19 protein-coding genes are annotated in these 9,468 nt (G+C 55.4%); all 19 read right to left on the bottom strand.

What is annotated here, in order from left to right; translation table 11 throughout:
• Nucleotides 1–3: 3 nt before the first annotated feature.
• The 19 genes from rplR to tuf all read right to left on the bottom strand — a co-directional run bounded on the left by rplR (nucleotide 4) and on the right by tuf (nucleotide 9,442).
• Entirely contained in the window at nucleotides 4–354 is a 351-nt protein-coding gene (gene rplR, locus CKW37_RS31510; RefSeq protein WP_009397496.1) for a 50S ribosomal protein L18, read from the bottom strand.
• Between the two features lie 10 nt (nucleotides 355–364).
• On the bottom strand, nucleotides 365–898 hold the full coding sequence (gene rplF / locus CKW37_RS31515) for a 50S ribosomal protein L6 (RefSeq protein WP_095159999.1): 534 nt from the start codon (nucleotides 896–898) through the stop codon (nucleotides 365–367).
• Nucleotides 899–910: 12 nt separating this feature from the next.
• Nucleotides 911–1,303: a 30S ribosomal protein S8 gene (rpsH, locus tag CKW37_RS31520; protein WP_095160000.1), complete on the bottom strand. Its 393-nt coding sequence runs from the start codon at nucleotides 1,301–1,303 to the stop codon at nucleotides 911–913.
• 206 nt (nucleotides 1,304–1,509) lie between these two features.
• Nucleotides 1,510–1,815 (bottom strand): 30S ribosomal protein S14, encoded by a 306-nt coding sequence (rpsN, locus tag CKW37_RS31525; protein ID WP_095160001.1) that lies wholly within the window; start codon nucleotides 1,813–1,815, stop codon nucleotides 1,510–1,512.
• Between the two features lie 13 nt (nucleotides 1,816–1,828).
• Nucleotides 1,829–2,368 (bottom strand): 50S ribosomal protein L5, encoded by a 540-nt coding sequence (gene rplE, locus CKW37_RS31530; RefSeq protein ID WP_009397500.1) that lies wholly within the window; start codon nucleotides 2,366–2,368, stop codon nucleotides 1,829–1,831.
• Between the two features lie 20 nt (nucleotides 2,369–2,388).
• Nucleotides 2,389–2,703: a 50S ribosomal protein L24 gene (gene rplX, locus CKW37_RS31535; protein ID WP_008374158.1), complete on the bottom strand. Its 315-nt coding sequence runs from the start codon at nucleotides 2,701–2,703 to the stop codon at nucleotides 2,389–2,391.
• 11 nt (nucleotides 2,704–2,714) lie between these two features.
• Nucleotides 2,715–3,083, bottom strand: a complete 369-nt coding sequence (gene rplN / locus CKW37_RS31540; protein ID WP_002555479.1) for a 50S ribosomal protein L14 — start codon at nucleotides 3,081–3,083, stop codon at nucleotides 2,715–2,717.
• A 23-nt stretch (nucleotides 3,084–3,106) separates the two neighbouring features.
• Entirely contained in the window at nucleotides 3,107–3,373 is a 267-nt protein-coding gene (rpsQ, locus tag CKW37_RS31545; RefSeq protein ID WP_031303185.1) for a 30S ribosomal protein S17, read from the bottom strand.
• A 2-nt stretch (nucleotides 3,374–3,375) separates the two neighbouring features.
• On the bottom strand, nucleotides 3,376–3,567 hold the full coding sequence (rpmC, locus tag CKW37_RS31550; RefSeq protein WP_002555481.1) for a 50S ribosomal protein L29: 192 nt from the start codon (nucleotides 3,565–3,567) through the stop codon (nucleotides 3,376–3,378).
• Nucleotides 3,567–3,980: a 50S ribosomal protein L16 gene (rplP, locus tag CKW37_RS31555; protein ID WP_009397508.1), complete on the bottom strand. Its 414-nt coding sequence runs from the start codon at nucleotides 3,978–3,980 to the stop codon at nucleotides 3,567–3,569. Before rplP ends, rpmC begins: the two co-directional genes overlap by 1 nt.
• A 12-nt stretch (nucleotides 3,981–3,992) precedes the next feature.
• The gene (gene rpsC / locus CKW37_RS31560; RefSeq protein ID WP_095160002.1) at nucleotides 3,993–4,679 is read right to left on the bottom strand and encodes a 30S ribosomal protein S3; all 687 of its coding nucleotides are present in this window, start codon (nucleotides 4,677–4,679) and stop codon (nucleotides 3,993–3,995) included.
• 14 nt (nucleotides 4,680–4,693) lie between these two features.
• Nucleotides 4,694–5,026 (bottom strand): 50S ribosomal protein L22, encoded by a 333-nt coding sequence (gene rplV / locus CKW37_RS31565; RefSeq protein ID WP_003103908.1) that lies wholly within the window; start codon nucleotides 5,024–5,026, stop codon nucleotides 4,694–4,696.
• Nucleotides 5,027–5,037: 11 nt separating this feature from the next.
• Nucleotides 5,038–5,313: a 30S ribosomal protein S19 gene (rpsS, locus tag CKW37_RS31570; protein ID WP_002555486.1), complete on the bottom strand. Its 276-nt coding sequence runs from the start codon at nucleotides 5,311–5,313 to the stop codon at nucleotides 5,038–5,040.
• A 16-nt stretch (nucleotides 5,314–5,329) separates the two neighbouring features.
• The gene (gene rplB, locus CKW37_RS31575) at nucleotides 5,330–6,154 is read right to left on the bottom strand and encodes a 50S ribosomal protein L2 (RefSeq protein WP_095160003.1); all 825 of its coding nucleotides are present in this window, start codon (nucleotides 6,152–6,154) and stop codon (nucleotides 5,330–5,332) included.
• Between the two features lie 14 nt (nucleotides 6,155–6,168).
• Complete coding sequence (gene rplW, locus CKW37_RS31580; RefSeq protein WP_095160004.1) at nucleotides 6,169–6,468, bottom strand: 50S ribosomal protein L23; 300 nt, start codon at nucleotides 6,466–6,468, stop codon at nucleotides 6,169–6,171.
• Nucleotides 6,465–7,067, bottom strand: a complete 603-nt coding sequence (rplD, locus tag CKW37_RS31585) for a 50S ribosomal protein L4 (protein ID WP_095160005.1) — start codon at nucleotides 7,065–7,067, stop codon at nucleotides 6,465–6,467. The genes rplW and rplD overlap by 4 nt, the downstream gene beginning before the upstream one ends.
• 12 nt (nucleotides 7,068–7,079) lie before the next feature.
• Nucleotides 7,080–7,715, bottom strand: coding sequence for a 50S ribosomal protein L3 (gene rplC / locus CKW37_RS31590; RefSeq protein ID WP_095160006.1), 636 nt, complete (start codon nucleotides 7,713–7,715; stop codon nucleotides 7,080–7,082).
• An 81-nt stretch (nucleotides 7,716–7,796) separates the two neighbouring features.
• On the bottom strand, nucleotides 7,797–8,108 hold the full coding sequence (gene rpsJ, locus CKW37_RS31595) for a 30S ribosomal protein S10 (RefSeq protein ID WP_003186070.1): 312 nt from the start codon (nucleotides 8,106–8,108) through the stop codon (nucleotides 7,797–7,799).
• 140 nt (nucleotides 8,109–8,248) lie between these two features.
• The gene (gene tuf / locus CKW37_RS31600; RefSeq protein ID WP_095160007.1) at nucleotides 8,249–9,442 is read right to left on the bottom strand and encodes an elongation factor Tu; all 1,194 of its coding nucleotides are present in this window, start codon (nucleotides 9,440–9,442) and stop codon (nucleotides 8,249–8,251) included.
• Nucleotides 9,443–9,468 lie beyond the last annotated feature (26 nt).

Genomic DNA, 9,468 nt, shown 5'->3' on the forward strand with positions numbered 1-9,468 from the left:
AACTTAGAACTCCAGCCCGCCTTCACGAGCAGCATCAGCCAGCGCTTTGACGCGGCCGTGATACTTGAAGCCGGAACGGTCAAAGGCAACTTGAGATACACCGGCGGCTTTCGCACGCTCAGCTACCAGCTTGCCAACCTTAGTGGCCGCGTCGATGTTGCCGGTGGCGCCATCACGCAGTTCTTTGTCCAAAGTCGAGGCACTGGCCAAGACTTTGCTGCCGTCGGCCGAGATGACCTGGGCGTAGATATGCTGCGAGGAGCGGAACACGCAGAGACGCACGACTTCGAGTTCGTGCATTTTCAGGCGTGCTTTGCGAGCGCGACGCAGACGAGTAACTTTTTTGTCGGTCATTTGCTATGCCCTACTTCTTCTTGGCTTCTTTACGACGGACTACTTCGTCCGCGTAACGCACACCCTTGCCTTTATAAGGCTCTGGTGGACGGAAGTCGCGGATTTCAGCGGCCACCTGACCTACCAGCTGCTTATCGATACCCTTGATCAGGATATCGGTCTGGCTTGGAGTTTCAGCGGTGATACCGGCTGGCAGTTCGTAGTCCACTGGATGCGAGAAGCCGAGCGCCAGGTTGAGCACGGTGCCTTTGGCTTGTGCTTTGTAACCAACACCGACCAGCTGGAGCTTGCGCTCGAAGCCTTGGCTTACGCCTTGGACCATGTTGTTTACCAGGGCACGGGTAGTACCGGCCATAGCGCGGGTCTGTTGATCGCCGTTGCGAGCAGCGAAACGCAGCTCACCAGCTTCTTCGATCACTTCTACAGACGAGTGAACATTCAGTTCGAGAGTGCCCTTGGCACCCTTCACCGAAAGCTGTTGGCCGGCGAATTTTACTTCGACGCCAGCTGGCAGCTTAACGGGGTTCTTAGCGACGCGAGACATGCTTATCCCCCCTTAGAACACTGTGCAGAGAACTTCGCCGCCAACACCGGCAGCGCGCGCAGCACGATCCGTCATCACACCTTTGTTGGTGGAGACGATAGACACGCCCAGACCGCCGCGTACTTTCGGCAGTTCATCGACGGACTTGTACTGACGCAGACCTGGACGACTTACGCGCTTGACTTCCTCGATGACCGGACGGCCTTCGAAGTATTTCAGCTCGATGGAGAGCGATGGCTTTACATCGCTGCTGACTTGGTAGCCAGCAATGTAACCTTCGTCTTTCAGAACTTTGGCGACCGCAACCTTCAGAGTTGACGAAGGCATGCTTACGACGGACTTTTCAGCCATCTGGGCATTACGGATGCGAGTTAGCATGTCCGCTAACGGGTCCTGCATACTCATGGGCTAGACGCTCCTGATGCAAAAAAAATTAGCCTTTCGGCTACTACTGTCGCCCGAAGCTGCACGGAAAAACCCGGGCTCAGGCGAGCCGGTCATTCTAGACATATACTAAAAACGAAACAAGCCCCAAAAGGGGCTTGTTTCGATGCCGGGTCACCGGTGGTCGGAAGATCGCTCTTCCACCACCGGGACACTGCAGGTACGTCTTACCAGCTGGCTTTGACCAGACCTGGAACGTCACCGCGCATTGCTGCTTCACGCAGCTTGTTACGGCCGAGGCCGAACTTGCGGTAAACGCCGTGTGGACGACCAGTGATGCGGCAGCGGTTACGCAGGCGCGAAGCGCTGGCGTCACGTGGCTGCTTCTGCAGAGCTACAACCGCAGCGAAACGCTCTTCTGGAGTTACTTCCAGATTTACGATGATCGCTTTGAGCTCAGCACGCTTCTTGGCGAACTTAGCAACCGTCAGCTGACGCTTCAGCTCGCGGTTTTTCATGCTCTTCTTGGCCATTTTCCTACTCCAATCAGTTGCGGAACGGGAATTTGAAAGCACGCAGCAGAGCGCGGCCTTCGTCATCCGTACGAGCAGTGGTGGTCAGGGTAATGTCCAGACCGCGCAGAGCATCGATCTTGTCGTAGTCGATTTCCGGGAAGATGATCTGCTCTTTCACGCCCATGCTGTAGTTGCCACGACCATCGAAGGACTTGGCATTCAGGCCGCGGAAGTCGCGAACCCGAGGCAGGGAGATCGCCAGCAGGCGGTCCAGGAACTCGTACATACGATCACGGCGCAGAGTGACTTTGACACCGATCGGCCAACCTTCACGGACTTTGAAGCCTGCGATGGATTTCCGAGCGAAAGTCACAACGGCTTTTTGACCGGTGATCTTTTCCAGGTCAGCAACAGCGTGCTCGATGACTTTCTTGTCGCCGATCGCTTCGCCCAGACCCATGTTCAGGGTGATCTTGGTAACGCGCGGAACTTCCATCACGTTCGCCAGCTTAAGTTCTTCCTTAAGCTTCGGAGCGATTTCCTTCCGATAAATCTCTTTCAGTCGTGCCATGGTCTTCTACCTAGCAGTGTTCAAGCATCAACCGCTTTTTGGGTCGACTTGAAGACACGAATTTTTTTGCCTTCTTCTACTTTGAAACCAACGCGGTCAGCCTTGTTGGTTTCGCCGTTGAAAATGGCGACGTTGGAAGCGTGCAGAGGCGCTTCTTTCTCGACGATACCGCCTTGTACGCCCGACATCGGGTTAGGCTTGGTATGACGCTTCACCAGGTTGATCCCACCAACGACCAGACGGTCGTCAGCGAGCACCTTCAGCACCTTACCGCGCTTACCTTTGTCTTTGCCGGCGATCACGATGATCTCGTCGTCACGACGAATCTTTTGCATGTCGGATCTCCTTACAGCACTTCTGGGGCGAGCGAGACGATCTTCATGAACTTCTCGGTACGAAGTTCACGGGTCACTGGCCCAAAGATACGGGTGCCGATCGGCTCTTGCTTGTTGTTCAACAGAACAGCAGCGTTGCCATCAAAGCGAATGATGGAGCCGTCAGCGCGACGAACACCGTGGCGAGTGCGGACTACAACAGCAGTCATCACTTGGCCTTTTTTCACTTTACCGCGCGGAATTGCTTCCTTGACGGTTACTTTGATGATGTCACCGATACCGGCGTAACGGCGGTGCGAACCGCCGAGAACCTTGATGCACATGACGCGACGAGCGCCGCTGTTATCGGCCACATCGAGCATGGATTGAGTCTGAATCATAAAATTTCTCCGACCCTTAGCCCTTAGACTTCAACAGCGCGTTCGAGAACTTCAACCAGCGCCCAGGACTTGGTCTTGGCCAGCGGACGGGTTTCACGGATGGAAACCTTGTCGCCGATATGGCATTGGTTGTTTTCGTCGTGCGCGTGCAGCTTAGTCGAACGCTTAACGTATTTACCGTAGATCGGGTGCTTTACGCGACGCTCGATCAGAACGGTGATGGTCTTGTCCATCTTGTCGCTGACGACACGGCCAGTCAGCGTACGGACGGTTTTTTCAGCTTCAGCCATGATCACTTACCTGCCTGCTGGTTGAGCACAGTTTTCACGCGAGCAATGTCACGCTTAACTTGCGAGAGCAGGTGCGACTGCCCCAACTGGCCAGTTGCTTTCTGCATACGCAGATTGAACTGGTCGCGCAGCAGGCCGAGCAGTTGCTCGTTCAGCTGCTGTGCTGATTTTTCACGAAGTTCATTCGCTTTCATCACATCACCGTCCGCTTAACAAAGGAGGTGGCGAGAGGCAGCTTTGCAGCAGCCAGGGCGAAAGCCTCACGCGCCAGCTCTTCAGAAACACCCTCGATCTCGTACAGGACTTTGCCTGGCTGAATCTGGGCAACCCAGTACTCAACGGAACCCTTACCTTTACCCATCCGCACTTCGAGAGGCTTCTTGGTAACCGGCTTGTCCGGGAATACACGGATCCAGATCTTGCCGCCACGTTTTACGTGACGAGTCAGAGCACGACGTGCCGACTCGATCTGGCGAGCGGTGAGACGACCGCGAGCAACAGCTTTCAGGGCGAATTCGCCGAAGCTGACCTTGCTACCGCGCAGTGCCAGACCACGGTTGTGGCCAGTCATCTGCTTACGGAATTTTGTACGCTTTGGTTGCAACATTTGGCGTACCCCTTACTTAGCAGCTTTTTTACGAGGCGCTGGTGCTTGTGGTTTCAGTTCTTCTTGGCGACCACCAATAACTTCGCCTTTGAAGATCCAAACCTTGACACCGATCACACCGTAAGTGGTGTGAGCTTCGTAAGTGGCATAGTCGATATCGGCACGCAGGGTGTGCAGTGGCACACGACCTTCGCGATACCATTCAGTACGTGCGATTTCAGCACCGCCGAGACGACCGCTCACTTGGATCTTGATGCCCTTGGCACCAATACGCATGGCGTTCTGTACGGCGCGCTTCATAGCACGGCGGAACATGACACGACGCTCCAGCTGCTGAGCTACGCTCTGAGCAACCAGCATACCGTCGAGCTCCGGCTTGCGGATCTCTTCGATATTGATGTGCACAGGCACACCCATTTGCTTGGTCAGGTCCTGACGCAGTTTCTCAACATCTTCACCTTTCTTCCCGATAACGATACCTGGACGAGCGGTGTGGATGGTGATGCGTGCAGTTTGGGCCGGACGATGAATATCGATACGGCTCACGGACGCGCTTTTTAGTTTGTCTTGGAGGTACTCACGGGTTTGCAGATCCTTCAACAGGTAATCTGCGTAAGTCCTACCGTCGGCGTACCAGACGGAGGTGTGCTCCTTGACGATTCCCAGGCGAATGCCAGTGGGATGTACTTTCTGACCCATCTGTATCGACTCCGTTACTTGTCCGCAACCTTGACAGTGATATGGCAAGACCGCTTGACGATGCGATCAGCGCGGCCTTTGGCACGCGGCATGATGCGCTTCAGCGAACGCCCTTCGTTGACGAAAACGGTGGAGACCTTCAGGTCATCAACGTCTGCGCCTTCGTTGTGTTCGGCGTTGGCTACGGCCGACTCGAGGACTTTCTTCATGATTTCAGCAGCTTTCTTGCTGCTGAAGGCCAACAGGTTGAGCGCTTCGCCCACCTTCTTCCCGCGGATCTGGTCGGCGACCAAGCGGGCTTTCTGGGCGGAGATTCGAGCGCCCGACAACTTAGCGGCTACTTCCATTTCCTAACCCCTTAACGCTTGGCTTTCTTGTCAGCCACGTGCCCGCGGTAGGTGCGGGTACCGGCAAACTCGCCCAGTTTATGGCCGACCATGTCTTCGTTCACGAGAACTGGGACATGTTGACGACCGTTGTGTACCGCGATGGTCAGACCGACCATTTGTGGCAGGATCATCGAACGACGCGACCAGGTTTTAACTGGTTTGCGATCGTTCTTTTCCGCCGCCACTTCGATCTTCTTCAGTAGGTGAAGATCGATAAAAGGACCTTTTTTCAGAGAACGTGGCACTGTCGTATCCCTCTATTTACTTGCGACGACGGACGATCATTTTGTCGGTACGCTTATTACCACGAGTCTTCGCACCCTTGGTCGGGAAGCCCCATGGCGATACCGGATGACGACCACCGGAGGTACGACCTTCACCACCACCATGTGGGTGGTCAACCGGGTTCATGGCAACACCACGAACGGTTGGGCGAACGCCACGCCAGCGTTTGGCACCAGCTTTACCCAGCGAACGCAGGCTGTGCTCGGAGTTCGAGACTTCGCCCAGGGTCGCACGGCACTCAGCCAGTACTTTACGCATTTCGCCAGAGCGCAGACGCAGGGTCACGTAGACACCTTCGCGAGCGATGAGCTGAGCCGAAGCACCAGCGGAACGAGCGATTTGCGCACCTTTACCCGGCTTCAGTTCGATGCCGTGAATGGTGCTACCGACTGGGATGTTACGCAGCTGCAGCGAGTTGCCCGGCTTGATAGGAGCCAGAGCACCTGCGATCAGCTGGTCACCAGCGCTCACGCCTTTAGGGGCGATGATGTAGCGACGTTCGCCGTCCGCATAGCACAGCAGAGCGATGTGAGCAGTACGGTTTGGATCGTATTCGATACGCTCGACAGTGGCGGCGATGCCGTCCTTGTCGTTGCGACGGAAGTCGACCAGACGGTAATGCTGCTTATGACCACCACCAACGTGACGAGTGGTAATACGGCCATTGTTGTTACGACCACCAGACTTCGATTTTTTCTCGAGCAGCGGTGCGTGAGGAGCGCCTTTATGCAGCTCCTTGTTGACCACCTTGACCACAAAACGGCGGCCAGGGGAAGTCGGTTTGCATTTAACGATTGCCATGATGCACCCCTTCCTTACTCAGCACTGCTGCTGAAATCGAGATCTTGGCCTGGTTGAAGGGAGATGATCGCCTTCTTCCAGTCATTACGCTTGCCCAGGCCGCGAGCGGTGCGCTTGGACTTACCCAGAACGTTCAGGGTAGTTACGCTTTCCACTTTCACGCTGAACAGGCTTTCGACGGCCTTCTTGATTTCCAGCTTGGTTGCGTCAGTAGCAACCTTGAAAACGAACTGGCCTTTCTTGTCAGCCAGAACCGTGGCCTTCTCGGAAACGTGCGGGCCAAGTAGAACTTTAAATACGCGTTCCTGGTTCATCCCAGCAGCTCCTCGAATTTCTTCACGGCCGACACAGTGATCAACACTTTGTCGTATGCGATCAGACTGACCGGATCGGAGGCCTGTACATCGCGCACGTCAACGTGCGGCAGGTTACGGGCAGCCAGGTACAGATTCTGATCAACAGCATCAGAAACGATCAGTACGTCGCTCAGACCCATGCCATTCAGCTTGTTCAGCAGGTCTTTGGTTTTCGGTGCTTCAACAGCGAAGTCTTGAACCACGACCAGACGGTCGGTACGCACCAGCTCAGCGAGGATGGAACGCATTGCTGCGCGGTACATCTTCTTGTTGAGCTTCTGCGAGTGATCCTGAGGACGAGCTGCGAAAGTGGTACCGCCGCCACGCCAGATTGGGCTACGGATAGTACCGGCACGAGCGCGACCAGTACCCTTCTGACGCCAAGGGCGCTTACCGCCACCAGATACGTCGGAACGGGTTTTCTGCTGCTTGGTGCCTTGACGGCCGCCGGCCATGTAGGCCACGACTGCTTGGTGAACCAGCGTCTCGTTGAATTCGCCACCGAAAGTCAGTTCGGAAACTTCGATCGCTTGAGCGTCATTTACATTTAGTTGCATGTCAGCTTCCCCTTAACCGCGAGCCTTGGCAGCCGGACGCACAACCAAATTGCCACCAGTGGCGCCCGGAACGGCACCCTTGACCAGCAACAGATTGCGTTCAGCGTCGACGCGCACTACTTCCAGGGACTGAACGGTCACGCGCTCGGCGCCCATGTGACCGGACATTTTTTTGCCCTTGAATACACGACCAGGAGTCTGGCACTGGCCGATAGAGCCCGGGACGCGGTGGGAAACGGAGTTACCGTGGGTGTTGTCTTGACCGCGGAAGTTCCAGCGCTTGATGGTACCGGCAAAGCCTTTACCCTTGGACTGACCGGTAACATCTACCAGTTGGCCTGCAGCGAAGAGTTCAGCGTTGATCAAGTCGCCAGCCTGGTATTCGCCGTCTTCAAGACGGAATTCCCAGACGCCACGACCAGCGGCAACGTTTGCTTTAGCGAAGTGACCTGCTTGAGCAGCAGTCACACGCGAAGCACGACGCTCACCGACAGTGACTTGCACTGCACGATAGCCATCGGTTTCTTCAGTTTTGAACTGGGTGACGCGATTCGGCTCGATCTCAATGACCGTGACCGGAATGGAGACACCTTCTTCGGTGAAAATGCGGGTCATACCGCACTTACGACCGACTACACCAATAGTCATGTTGTAAACCTCATGAGTGTACGGGGCTTTCACCCGCTATGGCCGCCCATTTCAGAGCGTTACACGACTAAGACCCAAGTCTTAGCCGAGGCTGATCTGCACTTCCACACCTGCTGCAAGATCAAGCTTCATAAGTGCATCAACGGTTTTATCCGTTGGCTGGACGATGTCCAGAACGCGCTTATGAGTACGGATCTCGTACTGGTCGCGCGCGTCTTTGTTGACGTGCGGGGAGACCAGAACGGTGAACCGCTCTTTACGGGTAGGCAGTGGAATTGGACCACGTACCTGAGCACCAGTACGTTTCGCGGTTTCCACGATTTCCTGGGTGGATTGGTCGATCAGGCGATGGTCAAAAGCCTTCAACCTGATACGGATTTGCTGATTTTGCATTGGATTTCAGACTCCAGGCTGCTATTCCCACCGGGCGCACTACGCCCGTTAAAAGGAGGCGTGATTCTATAGACGCCCCCATTAGGTGTCAACCCAATAAAAAAACCCCCGCTAAGCGGGGGTTTTTTCATCGATCGAAATTACTCGATGATTTTGGCTACGACGCCGGCGCCGACGGTACGACCGCCTTCACGGATAGCGAAGCGCAGACCATCTTCCATCGCGATGGTTTTGATCAGGGTAACAGTCATCTGAATGTTATCGCCTGGCATTACCATTTCAACGCCTTCTGGCAGCTCGCAGTTACCGGTCACGTCAGTAGTACGGAAGTAGAACTGTGGACGGTAGCCTTTGAAGAACGGAGTATGACGGCCGCCTTCTTCCTTGCTCAGAACGTAAACTTCTGCGGTGAACTTGGTGTGCGGCTTGACCGAACCTGGCTTGACCAGAACCTGGCCACGCTCAACGTCGTCACGCTTGGTGCCACGCAGCAGAACGCCGCAGTTCTCACCAGCACGACCTTCGTCCAGCAGCTTGCGGAACATCTCAACACCAGTACAGGTAGTGGTGGTGGTGTCACGCAGACCAACGATTTCCAGCGGATCCTGAACGCGGACGATGCCACGCTCGATACGACCGGTAACAACGGTACCACGACCCGAGATCGAGAATACGTCTTCGATTGGCATCAGGAACGGCTTGTCGATAGCACGCTCAGGCTCTGGGATGTAGCTATCCAGAGTCTCAACCAGCTTCTTGACAGCGGTGGTGCCCATTTCGTTGTCGTCTTTGCCTTCCAGCGCCATACGAGCCGAACCGATGATGATCGGAGTGTCGTCGCCTGGGAAGTCATAGGTGGACAGCAGGTCGCGAACTTCCATCTCGACCAGTTCCAGCAGCTCAGCGTCGTCTACCAGGTCAGCCTTGTTCAGGAAGACCACGATGTACGGAACGCCAACCTGACGGGACAGCAGGATGTGCTCACGGGTTTGTGGCATCGGACCATCGGCGGCCGAGCAAACCAGGATCGCGCCGTCCATCTGGGCAGCACCGGTGATCATGTTCTTCACATAGTCAGCGTGACCTGGGCAGTCAACGTGAGCGTAGTGACGAATTTTCGAGTTGTACTCAACGTGAGCGGTGTTGATGGTGATACCGCGCGCTTTCTCTTCTGGAGCCGAGTCGATCTTGTCGAACTCAACGACTGCCGAACCGAAAACTTCGGAGCAGACGCGAGTCAGAGCTGCAGTCAGAGTGGTCTTACCGTGGTCAACGTGGCCGATAGTGCCGACGTTAACGTGGGGAAGGGAACGATCAAATTTTTCTTTAGCCACGACAGTGAACCTCTTGCCTAAAGGGC

The organism is Pseudomonas sp. Irchel 3E13 (genome assembly GCF_900187455.1).
In the GTDB taxonomy this organism is placed as follows: Bacteria; Pseudomonadota; Gammaproteobacteria; order Pseudomonadales; family Pseudomonadaceae; genus Aquipseudomonas.